Here is a 21938-nt window from a genome sequence, read left to right as displayed (position 1 = left end):
CGACAGATCAGCAGAACGACACGATGGCCGTCATCACCGTGCCCGACGATGCGAACGTCTTCGCCGCCCTGATCGGCGGTGCACGCGATTCCGATCGCATCTTCATGGAGAACGCGGATGATCGCGTGGTTCGTTATGGGGACGTACCCGGCATCACCGCACGCTATGCCGATCTGCTGGCCAGCGAAGGGGTAGCAAAAGGCGATTGCGTCGCGGGCATTCTCGAGAAGTCGCCCGAAGCGGTTCTGCTCTACCTCGCCGTCTGCCGCCTCGGCGCCGTCTACGTGCCCGTGCACATCGGCCTGACCGATGGCGAGGTCAGCCACATCCTCGGCGATGCGCGGCCCAAACTCGTCGTCTGCGATCCGATCCGGCACGATGTTGCCAGCGCCGCAGGCTGTCCCGTCCTGACGCTTGATGCCAGCGGGGCGGGAACCCTCGCCGAACGGAGCGCCACGATGCCCGGCGGGAGCCCGCTCCAGACGATCGCGCCATCCGACCCGAACGCAATGGTCTACACCTCCGGCACAACCGGGCGGCCCAAGGGCGCTCTCCTTTCCGCCGGAGCCGTGATCTGGAATGCGCGCTCGCTGGCGTCCTGCTGGGGGATCACCGACGCCGACACGCTGCTGCACGCCAACCCGATGGCTTTTGGCCTGTTCGGGACGACGACGCCCGCCCTGGCGGGCGGAGCGTCGATGATCCTGCTGCCGAAATTCGACACCGAACGCGTGCTGGCCAAGCTCCCGCGCGCCACGATCTTCGCCGGGGTGCCGACCTATTACAGCCGGCTGATGGCCGATCCCCGGTTCAATCGCGACCTCTGCAGCGCGATGCGTCTGTTCGTGACGGGCTCGGCACCGATGCGTCCCGATGCTTTCGAGGCTTTCGCGGACCGAACCGGCCATCGCCTGCTCGACCGCTATGGCCTCACCGAAGTCTTGATCGCGACGTCGAACCGGCTCGACGACGTTCGCCAGCCCGACGGTTCGGGGCTGCCGCTGCCGGGATCGGAGGTTCGCATCGTCGACGAACAGGGCGAGGGCGTCGAGGCGGGGACCGTCGGCATGATCGAACTGCGTCAGCCCTATCCGTTCCTCGGCTACTGGCAGGATCCCGACAAGACCGCCGCGTCATTCCGCGTCGGCTGGTTCCGCACCGGCGATTTCGGGCGCCGGGATGCGCGGGGTTATGTCAGCGTCCTCGGGCGTGGCGCCGACCTGATCATCTCGGGCGGGCTCAACGTCTATCCCAAGGAGGTCGAGGCGGCCGTCAACGCGCTGGACGGCGTGGCCGAGAGCGCCGTAATCGGCATCCCCCATATGGATTTCGGTGAAGCCGTCGTTGCCGTCGTTCAGCTCACGCTTGCGGCTGAGGCTTTCGATCCGCGCGCTGCGATCGATACCCTCAAGCGCTCGCTGGCCGGATACAAGGTCCCAAAGCGGATCGAAGTCATCTCCGAAATGCCGCGCAACACCTTGGGAAAGATACAGAAAAACCTTCTCAAACAGCGTTTCGAAAATCAATTCCGGGGGCTGACTGACCGGGTTTGAGACGCAGCGCAAAAATGCTAACGCTGCGCCCCATCGACAGGAAAGCAAGAAGGCGCAATGCCGGACGCAACGACGAACGCAAGCCTGGGCCTGTCGCCGAGGGATGCCGGCCCCGCGGTCGGGGAGATCGACGAACGCCTGTTCGTCGCCTCGGTCGGCAAGGCGATGAAGGTGCTGGAGACCTTCGACAAGACAACGGCGAGCTTGAGCCTTTCCGATATCGCTATCCGCACCGGGCTCGGCCGCAGCGCCTCGCAGCGCTTCATCTACACGCTCGAGCGCCTTGGCTATCTCGACCGGGACGAGCAGACCAAGCGCTACACCCTGGCCAAGAAGGTCTTCCGCTTCGCGCAGAGCGTCGTCTCGTCCAACACCGCGCTCGATGCCGCCTACCCCGCCATGCGCGACTTGGCGGAGCGCACCCGCGAGACGATCTCCTGGGTCGAGGTCGATCGCGCCGACATCGTCATCATCACCACCATCGCTAGCACGCACATCTCTTCTATCAACCTGCCGGTCGGCACCCGCTTCCCGGCGCTGTCCTCGTCTTCCGGTCAGGTCCTGCTCGGGCATTCCGCACCAGCCCATATCGAAAAGGTCTGGAACGCCTCGCATGAATCGGTCCCCGGTCGCACGCGGGCGAAGGACGCCGCCGAGATGATGCGCATTCTCGAAGCGGTCAAAGCCGAGGGCTTCGCCGTAACAGAGAAAAATATGGAGCAGGGTTCGATATCGGTGTCGGCGGCTGTCCATGATCGGGCCGGGCGAGCTGTCGGCGCGATCAATCTGTCGACGCTGACGACCCGCTTCGAGCGCCCGGCGGCGATCCGGGATCTGGCGCCGCTGGTCGCCGCAGCCGCCGCACGCGCCACCGAGACACTCAGCGCCTGATCATCGCTCACCGATGCCTGACGGGCGAGCCGCCTCGGCTCCCCTCGCCTGCGCACGCCCGTTCATCGCGGTCACGGCCGCAGGGCGCAGACACGCCGCAGCCCCGCACGGTCGCGAGCCTTGACAGCCAAAGGAAATTGTCCTCAAATATTAGTTATTACAATACAATAAAAGAGGGGATGATCATGGCTTCTTTGCTGACGACCCGCCTGCGTATGTCGCTTCTGCTCGGTGCGGCGGCTTTCGCGATGAGCCTGAGCGCGGCCCATGCCGAAAAACTGACCATCGGGCTGGGCGGATCGGTCAATTCGCTCGACCCGCACTTCTATTCCACGACGCCCAACAATCTCGTCGCCTTCCACATGTTCGATCGACTGGTCGATCGCGTGGCGGACGGGAAGCTCGCACCAGGCCTGGCGACGTCATGGCGCTCGGTTTCACCGACCGTCTGGGAATTCACCCTGCGCGAGGGCGTGACCTGGCATGACGGAAAGCCCTTCACGGCCGACGACGTCGCCTTCACGCTGAAGCGTGCGCTTGACGTGCCCAACAATCTCGGCGGCTTCGCCGGCATCATCCGGCCGATCACGGGTGTCGAGGTCACCGGCCCGCATCTGATCCGCCTTACGACCACCACGCCGATCCCGAACCTGCCGAGCGACCTGACGCGCCTGGCCATCGTCTCGCGCCACGCCGGGCAGGACGCGACCACGGCGGACTACAACAGCGGGAAGGCGGCCGTCGGGACGGGTCCCTTCAAGTTCTCGGGCTATACGCCGGGTGAGCGCATCGAGTTCGTCCGCAACGACAGTTGGTGGGGCAAGAAGAGCGACTGGACGAGCGTGACGCTGCGGCTGATCCCAAACGTCGCCGTCCGAACCGCGGCTCTGCTGGCGGGCGACATCGACGTGATCGACTCCCCCTCGGCCAGCGATCTGCCGCGCCTCCAGGCGTCCGACAAGGTCAAGGTCGCGGAGGTGGCGGGCATGCGCGTCAACTATGTGGTGCCAATGATCCAGCCGGCGCCGGATGCGCCTGCGATCCTAGACAAGAAGGGGGCGAAAATCGAGCCGTCGCCGCTGACCAACCCGAAGGTCCGCGAGGCGCTCTCGCTGGCGATCAACCGCGTCGGCATCGCCGACCGCGTGGTGCTGGGCACCGCAACCCCTACGGGTCAGTGGTTGCCCGCGGGCATCCTCGGGCATGATTCCAAGACACCCGTCCCGGCCTACGACATGCAGAAGGCCAAGAAGCTTCTGACCGAAGCCGGCTTTCCGGACGGCTTCAAGCTGACCCTGTCCACGGCCAATGACCGGACGCCCTACAGCGTCGAGGTCGCCCAGGCGCTGGCGCAGATGTGGAGCCGCATCGGCGTCGAGGTCGCCATCGATGCGATGCCGTTCAGCGTCTATTCCTCGCGCGGCGCCAAGAGCCAGTTCGCGGCATATCTCGGAAGCTGGAGCAACAACTCCATGGAGGGCACGGGCCTGCTGCGCGACCTGCTCGCGACCCGCAGCCAGCAGACAGGCTGGGGCCTGTACAACTGGGCCCAGTATTCCAATCCTGCGCTCGACGCCCTGACGGCGGCGGCGATCGGCGAGGTCGACGAGGGCAAGCGCGAGAAGCTCGTGCTGGACGCCGTCAAGCTCGTCTCCGGCGACGTCTCAATCATCCCGCTCTATCACTTCAAGAACATTTGGGCGACGCGCAGCACGCTGCGCTACGATCCCCGGATCGACGAACTGACGCTGGCGACGGACGTCCACCGCGCGGCGAAATGACAGACGAAATGGCCGTTGACGACAACGTCAACGGCCATTGCTTATCTCTACGATGGATCCGGTTCGGGGCCGGTTGTCTGCTCGTTTCGCGAACCACAACGGCGACCGCCGATCAGGGCGTCGCGATCAGCCGATCGCGCAACTGGAGCAGATCGTCGCAAACAGCCTCGAGATCGTGGACGGCAAAACCGCTAACGAGCGCCGGACGCAGGGCAACGAGGCGGTCGTGCAGGATCCCGGTAAATTGCGCTCGGCCGTCCTGCCCGACGGTCATGCCGCTTTGCGTCTCGAACGACGCGTTCCATGCAATGGCATCGGCCTCGCCGAGCCCCGGCGGTAGGTCAAGCACAAGCTCGCCTTGCGAAAGCCGGACCGGGTACCCGCCTGGCAAGCCGTTGGGGCCCGGCACATGGCCCGACCAGTCTCGGCCGGCGGCCATGGCGAGCAGCATCGGTACGCCGCTGGCGCCTGAGATCTCGATGACAGGCTCGGGCGTGAGCTGGATGTCGGCGAAACGGGCGAAGACATCATCGACCTCAACGCCGTCGATCCAGACGCGCGGCGCCCGGCCGGATCTCAGCTCCGGCGCCTGACGCCAGGCAGCCAGATTCTGGTAATGCGCGAGCACCTTGATCGCGGCTTCGCGCGGCACGCTGGCCGAGCCCGCGAAAACATTCGACAGGATCGCGACATTGCCCATGCCGCAGGCGACCTGATGTTCCTGCGCCGTGATGAGGCCGTTGACGACATCGGGAAAGCTGCAGTTGATCAGCGTCACCGGTTGAGCGTGCCGCGCGATCGCTGCCGCGACGCGCGAGCTGATCAGTGCCTGGAAGACGGCGGTGGCGCTCAGGCCTCCCTCCGCCACCAGCCTTGTCCAGGCGTTGCCCGTCTGGGCAATGATCTGCGAGGTCTGGATCGAGGCCGCCTGGACGAGGATGCGCGGGTTCGTCGCCGCCAGCAGCAGGTCGGAGGCGTCCGGTGCCAGCAGATCGAGGGCATGGGCGGTGAACCGCGCCTTGCTGCCGAACATCGCGGCCCGGGCGTTGGCCGCCGTGCGCAGCCAGTTCAGCCGGCTGCGGTTGCGCCCGGCGATAACGACCCCGACCGGCTCGCCCGCCACGGCGGCGATGTCGAAGGCGATGCGGGCGGCGAAGGCGCCGGTGCCCGAAATCAGGATGTCGCAGGAGCTCATGTCAGCGGACCATCGCCGGAGCCGCACGGTCCCACGCGTCGTCGAGCCGGGGCGAGAGCTTGTGCTTCATGATGCGCTGGCTGGCCGTGCGCTCGAACTCGTCGACGAAGGCGATGTAGCGCGGGTTCTGGTAGGGGGCGAGGCGAGTTGCGAGCCAGTCCGAGAGCGTGGCTTCGTCGATCGTCGCACCCTCGCGCTGCTTGACGAAGAGCTTGATGTCCTGCTCGCCGACATCAGAGGCGACACCGATCATGGCGCAGTCCTCGATGTCCTCATGCTCGGCCGCGACATGCTCGACCTCCCAAGCCGAGACGTTCTCGCCCTTGCAGCGCACGCTGTCTGTCATGCGGCCGTGGAAGAAGAGGTTGCCCTCGGCATCCCAGGAACCGAGATCGCCGGTATAGAGCGCGCCGCCGCGCAGCGCCTTTGCGGTCGCTTCGGGGTTTTCTAGGTAGCCGCGAAAGATCGCGCCCGGGACATCCGTCTCGACCACGATCTCGCCGCGCTCGCCGGCAGTCACCGGCGTGCCGTCCGGCCGTAGCAGCCTGACCTTGAACCACGGCATCGGCTTACCCACCGAGCCGACAACGCCGTTGTCGTTGCAGGTGGTGATGCTGGAGGCCTCGGTCATGCCGTAGCATTCGCGGATCTCGATGCCGAAACGGTCGCGGAACAGCGGCCAGATGTCGGCCGGGCAGCCGCCGCCCCAGGAGATCCGAACGCCATGCGTCCGGTCGAGCGGGCTCTCGGGCTGTTTCAACAGGATCTGCAGGATGCCGCCGAGATGGTGGATATGAGTCGCGCCCTCGGCCGTGACCTGGCGCCAGAAGCGACTGGCGCTGAAGCGGTCGACCATGGCTAGCGTCACGTCGCGGATCATCGGCAGCGGCAGCAGTTGCGCCCCACCAATATGATAGAGCGGTTCCCAGACGAAGAAGACCTCGCCGGGCTTCGCGGCAGACACGCGCCCGACGCCCTCGGCGGCCAACCTCAACATGCGGTGCGAGACGACGACGCCCTTTGGCCGTCCCGTCGTGCCGGAGGTGTACATGATCGCGAAGACGTCGTCGGGCGCTGGCGCGGGCTCCGCGAAACCCACCACTCCGCCGAGGATTGCGTCGAGTTCCGCGCCCTGCTTCAGGATCGGCGGCGCATTCGTCCCCGCGAGCGCGTCATCGACCAGTTCGGCGAGATCCTCGTCGACCAGGATCAGCTTCGGCTGCGGATGCGTCAGCAGATAGCGCAGCCCCTCCCCGCGCTGCTGGGCGTTGACCGGAATCCAGGCGACCCCGGCGCGTGCGAGACCGAAGACGATCGCGATGGTCGCGACAGAATTGCGCATCATCACCGCGACCCGGTCGCCGGGCTTGAGGCCGCGCGCGCGCAAATGGGCGGCGAAGGCGGCGGAGCTGCGATCGATCTCGCCATAGGTGACGGGCTCGCCGCAATAGCGCGCATAGATGCGTTCAGGATCGCGGGCGGCGCACTGCGTCAGAAGGTCAACAAAGCCGGCATCGTCGGTGAGAGACATGGTCGTCGTTCGGTTCGCGCTAAATTCAGGAAGCGGAAGAGGAGGATGAGCGGAAGCGCTCGGCCACCAGCAGCATCACCGTCACCACGACGAAGACGACCACGGACACCGCGGCGAGCGTCGGGTTGAGCTGGAGGATCATGTCATCCCACATCTGCTTGGGCAGAGTGGTCTTGACCCCGCCGCTGACGAAGATCGCGATCGTGAGCTCGTCGAAGGAGGTGATGAAGGAGAACAGGAAGGCGGCGACGAGGCCGCCCTTCACCAAGGGGATCGTCACGCCGGTCAGTGTCTTCAGCCGGTTGGCGCCGAGCGTCGCCGCGGCCTGGTCGAGGCGCTGGTCATAGATCTTCAACACCGCCGCCATGGTGACCAGCGCAAAGGGGATGGCCAGCACGGTGTGGCCGATGACCAGCCCGAGATCGGTCGCCACCAGTCCGATTCGGGCGAACAGATAAAACAGCCCCACCGCGATGACGATGCGCGGCACGATCATCGGCGCGAGGAAGAAGGCAAAGATGAGCCCACTCCAGCGCGTGCGGCTGTTGGCCAGCGCCAGCGCCGTAAAGCCCCCGATCGCAGTGGCAGCGATGGCCGTTGCGAAGGCGACCAGGAAGGAGCGGATCGTCGCCTGGATCCAGAGCTCCGATTCGAAATAGGTCCGAAACCAGGACAGCCCGTAGCCCGGCGGCGGGAATTCAAGGAACTGCGAGGAGGTGAAGGCCAGCGGGATGACCAGCAGCGTCGGCAAAACGAGAAAGCCGATGACGAGCCAGGCGAAAGCCGGCAGCAGCAGCCCTGCCCCCTTCCGTCCGAGCAGCGCCTGTGTTCCCGCAGCGACCGCTCCCGCTAGCCGAGCGACGAGGCCGAGGACCGCGAGGCCGAGATTGCGGATGCGCCCCGTGCCGACCTGCACCGCGCCGCCGGCGATGGTCGAGATGCCGAAGACCCGGTCATAGACCCAGCAGGACACCAGCGCCGCCGCGAGCATCATCGCTGCGAGCGCGCCGGCGAAGGGCCAGTTCAGCAGTTCCTGCACCTGGGTGATGATCAGCTGCGCCAGCATCGTCTCGCGGCGCCCACCGAGGAAAGCTGGCACGATGAAGAAGCCGAGCGAGGAGATGAAGACGAGCAGCCCCGCGGCGGCGACGCCGGGCAGGGACAGCTTGAAATAGACCAGCCAGAAGGCGTGTGCCGGAGAGGCGCCCAAAGTCTGCGCCGCCTGGACCAGGCGGCGGTCGATGCCCGCCATCACCGGCAGCATCGTCATCACCGCGAGCGGCACCATGGCGTGGACCATGCCGACCATGACGCCGAATTCATTGTGCAGCAGCGGCAGCGGCTGATCGACGACCCCAGAACCCATCGCCAGCGAATTGATGATGCCGCTGCGCCCGAGCACGATCATCCAGGCGAAGGTCTTGACGAGATAGCTCGTCCAGAACGGCACCATGACGAAGAGCAGCATGCGGCCGCGATACATGTCGGGCAGGCGCGACAGCCAGTAGGCGAGCGGATAGCCGATCAGCAGTGAATACAGGGCAGTGTAGCCGGCGATGCGGAAGGTGATTCCGAGCACGCGCAGATAGACGTCGGTCGCGGCTATCCGCTCATAGGTCGCGACCGAGGGCATGCCGCTGTCGGGATCGAACAGGCTAAGCCCCAGCAGCTGCGCCACCGGCCAGACGAAGAAGACGGCCAGGAACAGCAAGCCGGGTACGGCGAGCCAAAGCGCACCGAAGCGGAAGGCACGCGTCCCGCGCGCGTCGGCCGAGGCCGCGACCGCGCTCATGCGACGAGGACCGCCCGGTCGCGCGCCCAGCCGGCGACGATCTGCTCATCGATGGTCGGCACGGCGTCGTCGGGCCCCAGCCGCAGCACGAGCTGGCCGCCATCGCCAAGCGTGGCGATGACCCGCGTCTCGGAGCCGGCATAGACGATCTCGCTGACGCGGCCGGTGACGGCGTTGCCGTCGGGCGCTCCGATCTTCAAATGTTCGGGTCGGATCACGAGCGCAGGCTCGGCGCCCGGGCTCGTGGCGTTCTGAGGCAGCGCGAAGCGGCCATGAGCTGTCTCGAGCGAGCCATTGCCGTCCCAGCGGCCGCGGAAGATGTTGGAGATGCCAATGAAGTCGGCCGCAAACGCGGTGCGGGGCCGCTCATAGATCTCGCGCGGCGTTCCGAGCTGTTCGATCTTCGCGTGGTTCATCAGGCAGATCCGGTCGGAGAGCGCCAGCGCCTCCTCCTGGTCATGCGTGACATAGACGATCGTGGCGCCGCTCTCGCGGTGCAGCCGCTTGATCTCGATCTGCATGTGCTCGCGCAGCTTTTTGTCGAGCGCGCCGAGCGGTTCGTCCATCAGGATGATCGAGGGCTGGTAGACGAAGCAGCGGGCCAGTGCGACGCGCTGCTGCTGGCCGCCGGAAAGTTCGCGCGGGAAGCGCTTCGCGAGATGGCCGAGATGGACCATCTCTAGTGCCGCCTCGACGCGCTGGCCGATCTCGACTGAGGGACGCCGGCGCATCTTCAGCGGAAACGCGATGTTTTCGGCGACTGTCAGATGCGGAAACAGCGCGTAATGCTGGAAGACGAGGCCGATATCGCGCTGGTGGACGGGCATGTGGGACTGATCGCGGCCGTCGATCACCACCCTGCCCTCGCTCGCCTCGACGAGGCCGCAGATCAGTTGCAGCAGCGTCGTTTTGCCGGAGCCCGAAGGGCCCAGCAAGGTGAGGAACTCGCCCTCGGCGACGCTGAGCGAGCTCGGCTCGAGGGCCGTGGTCGCGCCGTAGCGCTTGCACAACCCTTCGATGACCAGCTTGCTCTTCGTCGCCAAGGCGGCGGGCGTGTCGGTCCCCGTCGTCATTGCGATCAGGTCAGGAGCCAGGAGTTGAAGCGCTCCGAGACCTTGGCCCGGTTGGCGCTCCACCACGCTTCGTCGGCGATCGCCATCTGCTTCAGGTTTTCCGGAGAGGTCGGCAGCACCTTGGCGCGCTCGGCGGGAATCGTCTGGTAGGCGTCGAGATTGGTCGGGCCATAGGCCAGGATCTCGGTGAACAGCGCCTGGGCCTTCGGATCCGAGCAGAAGCGCACGAACTGGCGCGCGACATCCGCCTTCGGGCCGCCCTTGGGCAGGCCCCAGCCCTCGATCGAGTAAAGGCCCTGGTTCCAGACGATCTTGGCCGGCGTGCCGCCATCGATCGCCGCCTGCAGGCGGGCGTTCCAGCCCGGCAGCATGTCAACCTCGCCGCTCTGCAACAGCTGCGTCGACTGGGCGCCGCCCGTCCACCAGACCGCGACATGCGGCTTGATCTTGTCGAGGACCTTGAAGGCACGGTCGACATCGAGCGGATAGAGGTTGTCGAGCGGCACGCCATCGGCGAGCAGCGCCTGCTCCAGCGTGTCGATCGGGTTCTTGCGCAGCGCGCGACGGCCCGGGAACTTCTCGACATTGAAGAAGTCGGCCCAGCTCGCCGGGGCGGTCTTCACCCGGTCGGTGCGGTAGGCGAAGACGCTCGAGTAGACGTCGGTGCCCATGTAGAGCGGCGAGATTGCCTCCGGCATCAGCTTGGGCACATCGGCATGCGAGAAGCCGATCGGATCGAGCAGGCCCTGGCCGGCGAGGATGTCGCGGGCCGAGAGCGTCAGCGTGCAGACGTCCCAGGTGTAGGACTTGGTCTCGACCATCGCCTTGAACTGGGCGGTCGGCTCAGCCTCGCGGGCGACGTTGACGACCTTGTTGCCCGTCGCCTTCTCGAAGGGGTCGTAAAAGGCCTTGCGGAAGGCAGGGCCGAAGGGGCCGCCGGGATCGGCCACGATGATCTGCGTCGCGGCGCGGGCCTGCCCGATCAGGGCCGGCCCGACCATCGCGCCGGCGGCGACGCCTCCAGCCAGTTGCAGGAGGTGGCGCCGGTTGGGCTTGTTCATGGTGCTGCTGGTCATCGTTCTCTCCCGTTCAAGCGGTTTTCCGCATTTCCCCGTGGACGTCTGGTCGTTGTTTGGCCTCAGGCGCTCTTCTTGGCGGCGCGCTTGGCGAGGAATTCCTCCATCATGCGGGCTGGCTCGCCCGTGGCGTAGGCCTCGCGTTGGGTGCGGATGCCGGCGGCAAGGCATTCGCGGAAGCTCGCCTCGGTCACCTCGCGGAAACGGGCTTTGTTCAGGCGCATTGCGTTCGGCGGCTTGCCGGCGAGCTCGGTGGCAAGGGCGAGGGAAGCCGGCATGACCTCCGCCTGCGGCACGATCCGGCTCATCAGGCCGATGCGGAAGCACTCGTCGGCATCCAGCATCCGGCCGGTCAGGGTCAGGTCGATGGTGCGGGCGATGCCAATCATTTCCTTCATGATCCAGGGGCCGGTGACCGAAGCGATGCCGGAATTGATCTCGGGCTGGCCCATCGTGACGCCGGGATGGCCGACGCGCAGGTCGCAGAGCAGCGAGACCTGGAAGGCCGATCCGGCGGCGACGCCGTTCAGCGCGGCGATGATCGGCTTGGAGAGCGAGCGGATAAGGTCGTAGAGGCGCTCCCATTCGCCCATCCAGAGCTCGGCGCGGTCGGCGTCAAAGGTCTTGGTCTCGTTCAGGTCCTGGCCCGCACCAAAGGCGCGGTCGCCGGCCCCGGTGAGGATGATGGCGCGCACGGCCTCATTGGCCTCGAGCGTCTCGAGCGCCTCGATGAGGCGCGTCCGCATCGGCCCGTCCCAGGCGTTCATCTTTTCAGGCTTGTTCAGGGTCACGATCCCGATCGGGCCGCGAACCTCGCTGAGGATGGATTCCTGCATGACGCCTCCAATGGCATTTTATCGATATGCGATAAGTTCTATTGAATGATCGGCGCGAATGCCCGATCTTGTCAAGGCCGCAGGCCGCAGCCATTGATCGGCGCAGGAGAACCATCGATGTCCGAGACGAGCGAGCGCAGCGGCGCCAGCCTCAAGAGCCAGCAGCCTGCGCACGACAAGGGCGGCAAAAGCGACAAGGGCGGCAAGTCCAGCGCGCTGATGGTCAACTCGGTGGAGAAGGCTTTCCGCGTGCTCTCGGCCTTCGGCCGCCAACATCAGACGCTCAATCTTTCCCAGGTCGCCTCAGAAACGGGGATGGATCTCAGCGCTGCCCAGCGTTTCACCCATACGCTGACGCAGCTCGGCTATCTCCACAAGGACACTGAGACCAGGCGCTTCGAACTCACGGCCAAGACGCTCGATCTCGGCTATCACTTCATCCGCAGCAGCCGCCTCGTCGACCGGGCGATGCCCTATCTTATGCATCTCAGCAAGGAGACCGAGGAAACGGTCAATCTAACGATGCGCGAGGGACCGGAGATCATCTTCGTCTCGCGTTTCCTCAGCCGGCACGTCCTCAACACCGACGTCATCATCGGCACGCGCATGCCGGCCTACTGCTCCGCGCCCGGCATCGCGATGCTGTCGCGCCTGCCGGAGGACGAGGCGATGGCGGTGATCGACGCCTCCGACCTCAAGGCGCATACGCCCTCGACCGTCTGGCAGCGCGAGGCGCTGCGCGACAAGATCCGGCAGGCGGCGGCGCAGGGCTACGCCACCGCCTTCGAGGAGGTCTATCTCGGCGACGCCTCGATCGCCGCGCCGATCCTCGACCATCGCGGCCGTCCGGAAGGGGCGGTCAACGTCGCGGTCTCCTGCTCGCGCTACAGCCGCGAGGAGGTCGTCGCCCGCTTCTCATCCCTGATCATCGCCGCCGCCCACGCCATTTCGCGGGTCTGAGACGCGTCCTGAGCGGCGCGCCGCGCTTGACAGCGGACTCACCCCGTTTATCATTATGAACATGATCTTATCGCATAGCGATAGCATTGGAATGAAGCCGTGAGCGGGGCCCGCGCCCAGTTCCGGCGCGTGGCGCACCGGTCCGGGCCGAGCGTGACCGTGATGTTCGACGGCGCGCCGCTCATAGCCACCGTGGGCGATAGCATCCTCGCGGTGCTGTTGAGCCATGGCCTCCTCCTCCGCCAACCCGAATGCGGGGCCGAGCCCCGCGCCGGATTCTGCCTGATGGGCGCCTGCCAGGACTGCTGGGTCTGGAGCGGGCACGGAGGGCGCTTGCGGGCCTGCACCACGCCGGTGACCGATGGGATGGCCCTGTTCGCCCAGCCGCGCCCGCTGTTGCCCCCGGCATGACGAGGATCGTCATCGTCGGCGCCGGCCCGGCGGGCATCGCCGCCGCCGAGGTGCTGTGTGCCCGAGGATATCGACCGGTCCTGATCGATGAGGGCCAACGCGCCGGGGGACAAGGCTATCGCCAGCCCTCGGCAGGCCTGACGCTCGACATGCGCCGGCTGATGGGCGGCGAGGCCGACAAATACGAAGCCCTCCATGCCCGTTTCGATCGGATTGAGGACCAGATCGACTATCGACCGCGCACCTTGGTCTGGGCGATCGACGGCGCCGCCTTGCACCTCCTCTGCGACGGCCGCGTCGATGTCCTCGAGGCCGACACCCTCCTGCTGGCGACCGGCGCGATGGACCGCGTTGCACCTCTGCCCGGCTGGACCTTGCCAGGCGTTTTCACCCTCGGTGGGGCGCAGGTCGCGCTCAAGGACCAGGGCTGCCTGATCGGCCAGCGGGTCGCCTTCCTCGGGTCCTCCCCGCTGATGCTGCTCGCGGCCCGCCAGTATCGCGAGATGGGCGGCGAGGTCGTGGTCGTCGCCGATACCACCCCCCTGGGGGCCAAGGCCGCGGCACTGCCGCAGATGCTGCGCGCCCCCCGCACGCTCCTGCGCGGCCTCGGCTACATGGCGGACGCGTTTCGGTCGGGGACGCCGCTGCTGCATGGCGTGACGCCGCTGGCGGTCGAGGGCGACGGCCATGTCGAGGGGGTATGGCTGCGTGATTCATCGGGTCGCGAGCGGCGCTTCGCCTGCGACGCCGTCGCGCTCGGCCATGGGATCAAGCCCGAGACGCAGCTCGCCGATCTGGCGGGCGCGTCTTTTGCCTATGACGCGGATTTCCGGCTCTTTCTGCCGCAGACGGATGCGTCCGGCCGCAGCCGGCCGGGGCTCTATCTGGCGGGAGACGGCGCGAAGATCGGCGGCGCGGACGCCGCCGAGGCCAGCGGCGCGCTGGCCGCGCATGCCATCCTCACCGATCTCGGCGTCGCGCAGGACGTCGGCGCCATCCGGCCACTGGCCCGCAAGGTCGCTCGCCTGCGCGCCTTCCAGAGGGGCCTCGCCCGCGCCTTCGCCTGGCCGGTCGCGCAGATACGGGCCCAGCCCGACGACACCATCCTCTGCCGTTGCGAAAACGTCACGATCGGCGCGGTGCGCAACGCGATGGCGCAGGCGCTCGGGCCGGTCGAAGTCAACCGCGTCAAGGCGATGACCCGCTGCGGCATGGGCCGTTGCCAGGGTCGCGTCTGCGGGCCCGCGCTCCAGGAAATCGTGGCCGGATTGACAGGCCAGGACGGTGCCACGGCCGGGCGCCTGCGCGGCCAGGCACCGGTCAAACCTGTCGCGCTTTCGACTGCATCGGCCCCCACGCCATGACCCGCGCCGTGGCGGACGTCGCAATCATCGGGGGCGGGCTGATCGGCGCCTGGGCCGCCTTCTTCCTGGCCCGTCGCGGGCAGCGCGTCGTGCTCTTCGAGAAAGGAACAGTCGGGGCGCAGTCGAGCGGCACGAATTTCGGCAATCTCAGGCTCCAGGGCCGTTTCCCCGGCCAATATCCGCTATCGTTGCGCTCGCATGCGCTGTGGGAGGATTTCGAGGCGCTGATCGGCGAGGGCTGTGAGTTCGCGCAGACCGGCCATCTCTACTGCGCATTCGACGAAGATGAGCAGGCGAAACTTGAAGGCTATGCGCAGGTCTCGGAGTCCCACGGCCTGGCAATCGAGCGGCTCGATCCTGCCGAGCTGCGCCGGCGCTTTCCCTGGCTGGGCCCCGCCACCGTGGCCGCGACCTTCTCGGCGCGTGACGCCACGGCCAATCCCCGTCTGGCCACGCCCGCCGTGGGGCGCGCCGCGCAGCGCTGCGGCGTCGACATCCGGGAGAACACGCGGGTCAGCGCCGTCTCGCAGCAGGGCTCGGGCTTCGTCGTCCGCACCGCCCAGGGCGACGAGCTGGCCTGCGGGTCGCTCGTCAATGCGGCCGGCGCTTGGGCGGTCGAGATGGCCTCGTGTTTCGGCGAGACCGCACCGGTATTCGCAGCAGGGCCGCCGCAATTCGTCACTGAGCCCCTGCCCCCGCTGTTCACGCCCTCGCTCCAGACGATCGACGGCTCCGTCATCGCCAGGCAGACCGAGCGCGGTAACGTCATCCTCGCCGGCTATCCGCGCACTGCGGCGGACGCGACCGCAAACCGCGCCCCGGTGCCGCCGGTCAAGACGCTGGCGGCGATGCGCGCGCTGGCGCGGGTCGTGCCGGCCTTGGCGCATGGCCATGTCATCCGCGTCTGGTCCGGCATCGAGGGCTATCTGCCCGACATGATCCCGGTGATCGGGCCGAGCCTGACCGCGCCCGGCCTCTTCCACGCCTTCGGCTTTTGCGGACACGGCTTCCAGATCGGCCCCGGCGTCGGCCTGTGCCTGAGCGAGATGATCCTCGACGGGTCGACGCCGACGCCGCTCGAACCGTTCTCGATCGGGAGATTCCGGACCGAGACGGTCGTCAGCGACAAGTTCCGCAAGGAGTTTGACTGACCGACGATCGAACGCAAGCTCCAAGACATGCCTATGCAGGGAGTACGTCTCAAGTCCGCTTCTCGATTGCGCGGGAGCGCCCAAGCGACTCGCCGCCCACCGAACATTCTTCATCGTCAACTGGATCACGTAACCGGAATGGACGCAGTCACAGGCGCGACGGTCTCCGCCACGCCTCCGGTTCTGCCAGCGACAGACTCGAACGGTTGCGAAGTCGAGGAGGTCGACGTGGCGGATTGATAGGGCGCAACTTGACGCCCACAGCCGACGATAGGGCCTCGAGACTAGGATGCACAGCCAATTTAGGCCTTCATCTAAGTCATTGAAATTACTTGATGTTCGACACTTTACATCAGCTCTTGTGCTACACTAGGTGGTCACACATCGCAACACCAAACGCTATTTAATAAAATGCGGCGGTAGCACTCTGGCACCATTTCAGCCGATCGTTATCCGGAACAGTTCATCCCTCTCATCCTCGGTCGGTTCGGGCGGCATAAAGGCGTCTTGGAAGAGCTGTCTCTTCCGGCGGATAAGGTCGTCGAGGTTACGATCGAAACTTGGGCGGCCGTCCTCCAGGACGGCGAGCGGAAGGTGGACAAACACGGGACGTGTCTGACCAATTCGCAGCACTCGGCCGGTACACTGGTCCTCGACCGCAGGGTTCCACCACCGCGAAAGGTGGATTGCGTGGTTCGCGGCAGTCAAGGTGAGACCTACGCCGCCGGCGCGAGGCGACAATATCATCACGTCAAACCCTGACGCATCCGCTTGAGAAGGGACTTACACCGTGAGCCTTGCCCAAGCTCGCCGACTCCGATTTCAGGCTGGACAAAAAGAAGGACAAACCTCGGTCCAGCTTGCAAACATATTCGCTGCCGAACATGGGATTGCCCCTGGCATCGTGGTGGGCCAGTTGCAGCATCGAAAGGTGCTGAAGTTCCACCATATGAACCATCTCAAGGTGCGTTACGCCTGGCGCGAAGAGCCAGCTGCGAGCGACAGCTAGGGTGGGATTCCGCGTCAAGGAAGGTGAGAATTCGGTTTAGTAAGGCCAAATCCCCGTCGGCTATGAACGGAGAGGCGAAAGGCCTTCGAAGGCCACATTCGTTTGAGGGATCGAGTCATGGCCTCGCGTGGGCCAGACGAAGATGTGCCGCGGCCACGTGTGAACTCCGATCAGGCTGCCAATCGTTCCGGCAGCGTTTGGGGCCGCTCGTCGATCGTGCCGCGGACCGCGATCGCGACATCTTCCGGAATGCCCACACACCGCTTAGCCTGAGCGCCCGGCCGTACGCCTGGGAGCGGGCTGCGTCAGAGCTCTGTCATCGCCACAACGAACCTCGCCTTCGGCGAGTGGCCGTCCGTCCTCGGCGACACTACGATGCCCACCGCACTTCTCGATCGGCTCACTCATCACTGCGACAGCTAATGCCCAAAGCAATGCGTCACTTCCGGACCAGGACCTTCCCAAGGTCGCCCAACGGGCCCTTTCTGGCTGCATAGCACATCTCCCAAATGAACCGCCCGAAACCGGACCTCGGCGACGTCCGCAACGGGCCAGATTTCCCCGTGGGCCGGTCTCTAGAGAACGGACATTCGTCGCGACCAAGCCGGACTCTTCGTCTCGGTCAATTCACTAGCGGGGATAACGGGGGCGACGAGCTAGTCGCAACATCTGTCTGTAAAGCGCTTGTCTCAGTGACCTGAAGAGCCCTCGGCTTCGGCCTCTGGCTGCTCCACTGCCCGCGGACCTCTCGGATCTTTCCTGGGTCCCTCCCGTCGTTGCGCCAGTTTCAGCCGGGCGGCTGTGGCGCTCGCGATGACGGCATCGCGGGTCCGATCGAGCAGCTCATGGCCGCCGGCGGGCATCGCCACGACCGCGTCAAAGGCCTCCCCGGCGCGATCAACAATCCTGCCACACAGATCGTCGACCGCCTTGAGAGTCTGCGCGGAGTTCAACCCCACGCTTCGCGCCAGGATCTGCCAGTCCGAGCCGAGAACCTCTGCCCCGATCCGACGCTCTCCCAGCTTCTGCGCCATGGTCGTGGTGATGTGAGGCCAGATCTTCGCGCATAGCACATCGTACAGCGGGGCCAGCCGGGTCGAGCCCGAGGCACCGATCAGGATCGAGTAGTTCTTGGCATGGGCGTCCGTGTTGCCGCACACCGTGTTGAAGATCAGCGCATCGAGGAACGTCAGCCTTGCGCCCGGCCCGACATGCCTCTCGACCGCGCCGAAAAGATCGACGAGCCCTGGACCGCTGCGGACCTCACCCTGTCCTGCGAGCGGCGAATATTCGTACTTGTGGCGCGGAAAGATCCCAAGGGTCTGCGCCAGATCCTCCTGATGGATGCGCTGGGTGCCACGCGCAGAGATGGACCGGTCATAGCGCTCGACCAGAAGATAGGAGCGCGCCTTGGCGCGACCGGTGGTGACCTTGGCTGCATCAAGCCCGACGAGGCCGGCCAGCGTCAGGCAGAACGCTTCATTCTGGACGCTGGCCTTCATCGTGGCGACGTCCGGCTTCAGGATGTGGGTTGAGGGCGTCCCATCGAGAGGGATGGCGATCCTGCCATCGACGAGGGCCACGCCAAGCTTCTCCTGCGCGCCGGCAAGCGACATCGAGACGCCGCGCTCGCCGGCCAGCATCGGCCTGATCGGCAGGTCCGAGATGATCCGCTCGAGTTCGTCTTCGCTCTCGACGACATGGAAGCTGTCCTTGCCCTCGCGCTGAAATCCGAAGGACAGGGCGCCGGCCGTGTCTCGCCCGATCTGGGAAAGGATGCCGAGGATGTCCTGGGGAGCAACCCCCAGGATCTGGCCGATCTGCTGCAGGTGGTTCTCCGGCAGCAGGTTCGCGAGCCATGGAACGACGTCCCTGGCGCCATAGGGCTCGGCGCGCAGCGGCATGGTCACCGAAATCGGAAACGCGGCCGGACGCGACAGCCAGTCGGGATCATAGGTCAGCGCGATCTCGCGATCGACCTCGGCAATCGCGGCGACGCGCAGGGTCTCGTAAAAGATATCGGTCACGGGCGGGCGCCTTAGAAGCGAGGCAGGGTCGCGAGCGGATCATCCTCATCCGGTCGCGGTGCGGGTGCGGCATGTTCCGGCGGCGGCTCGGCCGATAGTCGCAAACCCACTTCTCGCGCGGCCATCAGAGCCTTGCCGAGATGTGTGCCGGACTTACCCGCTTCGAGGTCGATGATGGTGCGACGCGTCACACCGCAACGCGTGGCGAGTTGGTCCTGCGTCAGCCCGGCGGCCTGCCGGTGCTGGCGGATGAGTCGGCCGAAGTCGTCGGCGCTATGGATCATGACGGGCCTCCCACTCTGGAGGTCAATATCTAATGTGCAACATTCTGCACATCAAGCGCAGCCTGCGATTAATGTGAAGAATACTGCACTTCCACTCGAATGAGATGCAATGTGCAAAATAATGCACATGCGATCTTCCTGGCCGGACCAGTTCCGCAAGGAAATCGAACAAATCACTGAAACAGAACGCAATTCGATCGATTGCGTTATCGCCTGGGAAATGACCGTAGCTCAGGCTGTAGGCTGATCGCAGGCGAAATTGGGCAGGCTAGAGCCTGTTTCTAGTTCCGCCGCTCTAACGCTGTGCCGCGCTACCGGCACCATACCTAGGCGGAGAACAATGAAGTCCAAGAAGTCCAATAAGGCAGAGGACGCCGCAAGGGCAGCCCAAGAGAGGTTCCACGACCAAGCTCGGAAGATGTTCGCCGGCATCGTCGACCGAAAGGGGTCGGCCGAACGCCTGCGGCCGCCGGCTGAAGGATATATCCGCTGGGTGCGCGAGGGACGAGGACAGACCCGCGAAACGACCGCAGAAAAAATGGAGGTCACACCCCAGAGCCTGGCAGGAATGGAGGAGACCGAAGCCGATGGCAGGATCGGCATCGATACCTTGCGGCGCGCCGCCCAAGCGCTCAACTGCACGGTTGTCTACGCGGTCATCCCCAACGAGGTGTTCGAGCCTCGTCCGATGATCCAGGATGTCGGCGCGGTGCTCGATGAAATGGCGGAACTCGTGGCGCGCGGGAAGCAGCGCGCCAAAGCCCAAGGCAAAGCGCCGGCAGACAACGCCGCACGGTCCCCGATCAAGCTGCCGGTCATTCTGTGGGAGGGCGAAGGCGACCCCTCATCGCCGCGGCGTTAGCTTCATCTTGGCAAGACGCCTGGCGGTCGTGGCTTCCCTGCGTTCGGCAACCGCGGCCCTGGACCAGGGTGCGATCTCGCGCCGCTCGACCCACGCGATCAGCCGGATCGGATGGCGCTCGACCTTCGCGCTGACCACAGGGATGTTGGCAATCAGCTGGAGCTGAAGGGGCAACCCGATGGCGTTGGCATAACGCTCTTCAGTCTCGCCCTTGCCGCCATGCCCCATCAGGTCGGCCCGCATCTCGGAGTGAACGAAGCTCTGCTTCAGGCTGTCGTTGAAGAAGTGCCGTTGCATATGCGGGGTGAAGCCGAGCTTGCTCAACCCCGGCTTCCATTCGTCATAATAGCGGTCGCCGAGCGGACTTCTCGATGAAGGCGATACCAGTTCCGGAAAAAGCCGCGTTTCCCCGATCGCCTTGAGCGCCGCAGCATAGTCGAGCAAACCCAGCCGGATCAGTTCGGGATGAAGCGCCAGCATCCGCTCGGACTGGGCGTTCTTGAGCGTCCTCAGTTCGTTGTCCCGAACATGGATGTAGGGGATCGCTTCCGCGAACACGTCGATGATCATCAGGCCGCAGAATTCTTCGCGCCGCAGTCCATGATAATGCGCCAGGAGCGGTCCGAAATAAGCCGCCCGATGGAAGACGTCCGGTCCCGTCGCGAAGGGCTCATCCCACCCGGCGCAGCCGGTATAGATCGGCTGCTCGAAAATGCGCTCGAACACGGTGGCAGCGGGAATCGCCCGCTCCTTGCGCGCGCGTCCCTTCAGCTTGACCCGGTACTCCGAGAAGGTCAGCTCACGACTGATCGGAGCACCGGCCTTGCGGGCGCGCGCCAGCAACTGGTTCAGATAGGCATAGTGCTTGTTGCGGGTCTTGATCTCGAGGCCGCGTTCGCTCGCCGGGAGCTTCTCCCAGCGCTGGAGCAGTTCCCGGATCGTCCGGGTCTTGTCGGCCTGCGCCTTGCCATAGTTCTTGCCCATCCCGCGCAGGAACATGTCGAAGGCCTCGATATCCTGGCCTGCGAGATCCGTCATATCGACGACGTTGCGCTCCTCGGCCAGGAACCGGCTGAGCAGATCGGTGATCATCCGGACCTGGCGGCGCGTCTTCTCATCCGCCGTGCCGTCCTGCTCCAGTTCAGCGACCAGCTTACCGGCGATCGCCGCGACTGAGAAGTCGCCCGTGACGGCCTTAGGCGTCGGCGCGGCGACGGGCGCCGGAGCCGGCGTCGCCTCGACCGTGATGGGGTAAGCGACAGGCTGTGGCCTGTTTTCAGGGATGACCAGGCGCTCAGGCGCCCTAACAGGCAGCACGCTGAAATCCTGTCCCGTCCAGGCGATGCTGCGTGTGTCTGTCCTGGCGTCCGCGATGATCGCCTCGACGTCGAACTCGTCGGTCTGCGGCATGTTGCGAAAGTTGGCTTCGCTCTTGGCGCGCGCGAAGGCCGAGAAGGCGCGGTCGATATTCGTCTCGCTGGGAACGGCACCAACCTCGGCCAGCATCTGCGCAACCTGTTGGCGAAGCGCTGCGATCCGGTCGGGCCGGCAATGGAAGGCGAGGACGGTCTCGACATCGGCAAACAGCGCTTCCGGCACCTCTCCCTCGCGCATCGCCTCGAGGTCTTCATAGCGAACCGCTGCACCGGGGCCCTGAAGCGCGATCAGCCGCCAGACCCAGCCCTCGATCACGTTCAACCGTTCGGGGCTGTCCGTGGCGCCATAGCGGCTGCTGGCCATGCTGCCGGCCTGGCTGCGACGCACGATCTCTTCGTGGACGCGATAGGCCTGGCGAAAGAAATCCTGGAGCTGGGCCTTGCTGATCCAGAAATCCGAGGAATCGAGGTTCATCTTGGCGACCACGGCATCGAGTTGAGCCGCGATATACCGCGCAGGTTTCAGTTCACGGGTCTTTAACGAGAGGACCACGAAGCGCTGGCCGAGTCGCTCGGCCAGGTGTCGCGGCAGGCGGCGGCGGTAGTAATAGACGGCGCCGCGGCGTTCTAGATGCGAGGAGGAGGACACGTGCTGGGGCTCCTGTGCCACAGGGGTGTGTCACAGGCGTGTGTACCAATCGCTGGAATCGACTCCCAGCCAAGTACACATATCCAGCAATTTCAAGAACTTACAGCCAACTACAGT

19 protein-coding genes and 1 pseudogene are annotated in these 21938 nt (G+C 65.6%); 10 read left to right on the top strand and 10 right to left on the bottom strand.

The annotated features are described in order from the left end of the window. Positions 1-23 precede the first annotated feature (23 nt). The 3 genes from AXW83_RS03295 (at position 24) to AXW83_RS03285 (ending at position 4225) form a co-directional block, all read left to right on the top strand. Positions 24-1553, top strand: a complete 1530-nt coding sequence (locus tag AXW83_RS03295) for an AMP-binding protein (RefSeq protein WP_066610590.1) — start codon at positions 24-26, stop codon at positions 1551-1553. A gap of 57 nt (positions 1554-1610) precedes the next feature. After that, complete coding sequence (locus AXW83_RS03290) at positions 1611-2444, top strand: IclR family transcriptional regulator (RefSeq protein WP_066610589.1); 834 nt, start codon at positions 1611-1613, stop codon at positions 2442-2444. A gap of 185 nt (positions 2445-2629) precedes the next feature. Beyond that, positions 2630-4225, top strand: coding sequence for an ABC transporter substrate-binding protein (locus AXW83_RS03285; RefSeq protein ID WP_210179635.1), 1596 nt, complete (start codon positions 2630-2632; stop codon positions 4223-4225). 112 nt (positions 4226-4337) lie between these two features. Here the strand turns inward: AXW83_RS03285 and AXW83_RS03280 are convergent, their stop codons facing one another. The 6 genes from AXW83_RS03280 to AXW83_RS03255 form a co-directional block, all read right to left on the bottom strand. Beyond that, on the bottom strand, positions 4338-5420 hold the full coding sequence (locus AXW83_RS03280; RefSeq protein WP_066610586.1) for a hypothetical protein: 1083 nt from the start codon (positions 5418-5420) through the stop codon (positions 4338-4340). A 1-nt stretch (position 5421) separates the two neighbouring features. Then, positions 5422-6951 (bottom strand): class I adenylate-forming enzyme family protein, encoded by a 1530-nt coding sequence (locus tag AXW83_RS03275; protein ID WP_066610585.1) that lies wholly within the window; start codon positions 6949-6951, stop codon positions 5422-5424. Between the two features lie 25 nt (positions 6952-6976). Further along, complete coding sequence (locus tag AXW83_RS03270) at positions 6977-8743, bottom strand: ABC transporter permease subunit (RefSeq protein ID WP_066610584.1); 1767 nt, start codon at positions 8741-8743, stop codon at positions 6977-6979. Beyond that, a complete protein-coding gene (locus AXW83_RS03265; protein WP_066610582.1) occupies positions 8740-9816 on the bottom strand; it encodes an ABC transporter ATP-binding protein in 1077 nt (358 codons plus the stop codon). Before AXW83_RS03265 ends, AXW83_RS03270 begins: the two co-directional genes overlap by 4 nt. 5 nt (positions 9817-9821) lie before the next feature. Further along, the gene (locus AXW83_RS03260) at positions 9822-10892 is read right to left on the bottom strand and encodes an ABC transporter substrate-binding protein (RefSeq protein ID WP_066610580.1); all 1071 of its coding nucleotides are present in this window, start codon (positions 10890-10892) and stop codon (positions 9822-9824) included. Between the two features lie 62 nt (positions 10893-10954). Next, a complete protein-coding gene (locus tag AXW83_RS03255) occupies positions 10955-11728 on the bottom strand; it encodes an enoyl-CoA hydratase/isomerase family protein (RefSeq protein WP_066610579.1) in 774 nt (257 codons plus the stop codon). Positions 11729-11845: 117 nt separating this feature from the next. Here AXW83_RS03255 and AXW83_RS03250 point away from each other — a divergent pair, with 117 nt between their 5' ends. The 4 genes from AXW83_RS03250 (at position 11846) to AXW83_RS03235 (ending at position 15614) form a co-directional block, all read left to right on the top strand. After that, complete coding sequence (locus tag AXW83_RS03250) at positions 11846-12688, top strand: IclR family transcriptional regulator (protein ID WP_236841805.1); 843 nt, start codon at positions 11846-11848, stop codon at positions 12686-12688. 99 nt (positions 12689-12787) lie between these two features. Next, the gene (locus AXW83_RS03245; protein ID WP_066610566.1) at positions 12788-13099 is read left to right on the top strand and encodes a (2Fe-2S)-binding protein; all 312 of its coding nucleotides are present in this window, start codon (positions 12788-12790) and stop codon (positions 13097-13099) included. Next, on the top strand, positions 13096-14463 hold the full coding sequence (locus AXW83_RS03240; protein WP_066610561.1) for an FAD/NAD(P)-dependent oxidoreductase: 1368 nt from the start codon (positions 13096-13098) through the stop codon (positions 14461-14463). Before AXW83_RS03245 ends, AXW83_RS03240 begins: the two co-directional genes overlap by 4 nt. An 8-nt stretch (positions 14464-14471) precedes the next feature. Next, entirely contained in the window at positions 14472-15614 is a 1143-nt protein-coding gene (locus AXW83_RS03235; protein WP_236841804.1) for an NAD(P)/FAD-dependent oxidoreductase, read from the top strand. A gap of 438 nt (positions 15615-16052) precedes the next feature. On the opposite strand, the gene AXW83_RS03230 is transcribed toward AXW83_RS03235, so the two are convergent. After that, positions 16053-16361 carry a helicase-related protein gene (locus tag AXW83_RS03230; RefSeq protein ID WP_066610556.1) on the bottom strand — a complete coding sequence of 103 codons (309 nt, stop codon included), beginning with the start codon at positions 16359-16361 and terminating at the stop codon, positions 16053-16055. 43 nt (positions 16362-16404) lie between these two features. Between AXW83_RS03230 and AXW83_RS26925 the strand changes: the two genes are divergently transcribed. Next, positions 16405-16623 (top strand): hypothetical protein, encoded by a 219-nt coding sequence (locus AXW83_RS26925; protein WP_156639755.1) that lies wholly within the window; start codon positions 16405-16407, stop codon positions 16621-16623. 309 nt (positions 16624-16932) lie between these two features. After that, positions 16933-17046 (top strand): annotated as a pseudogene (locus AXW83_RS26385) (ATP-binding protein); the annotation flags it as partial. Between the two features lie 266 nt (positions 17047-17312). Here the strand turns inward: AXW83_RS26385 and AXW83_RS03220 are convergent. Further along, positions 17313-18650: a type II toxin-antitoxin system HipA family toxin gene (locus AXW83_RS03220; RefSeq protein WP_082766914.1), complete on the bottom strand. Its 1338-nt coding sequence runs from the start codon at positions 18648-18650 to the stop codon at positions 17313-17315. A gap of 11 nt (positions 18651-18661) precedes the next feature. Beyond that, a complete protein-coding gene (locus tag AXW83_RS03215) occupies positions 18662-18934 on the bottom strand; it encodes a helix-turn-helix transcriptional regulator (protein ID WP_066610552.1) in 273 nt (90 codons plus the stop codon). Positions 18935-19274: 340 nt separating this feature from the next. On the opposite strand from AXW83_RS03215, the gene AXW83_RS03210 reads away from it, so the two are divergent. Beyond that, positions 19275-19796, top strand: coding sequence for a helix-turn-helix domain-containing protein (locus AXW83_RS03210; RefSeq protein WP_156639753.1), 522 nt, complete (start codon positions 19275-19277; stop codon positions 19794-19796). On the opposite strand, the gene AXW83_RS03205 is transcribed toward AXW83_RS03210, so the two are convergent. Then, positions 19779-21821, bottom strand: a complete 2043-nt coding sequence (locus tag AXW83_RS03205; RefSeq protein WP_066610545.1) for a DUF6538 domain-containing protein — start codon at positions 21819-21821, stop codon at positions 19779-19781. The two genes, AXW83_RS03210 and AXW83_RS03205, sit on opposite strands and share 18 nt — an antisense overlap. Positions 21822-21938: the final 117 nt, after the last annotated feature.

Source organism: Bosea sp. PAMC 26642 (assembly GCF_001562255.1).
GTDB lineage: Bacteria > Pseudomonadota > Alphaproteobacteria > Rhizobiales > Beijerinckiaceae > Allobosea.
The sequence above is the reverse complement of the archived record's forward strand: the minus strand, read 5'-3'. Positions and strand labels throughout refer to the sequence as shown.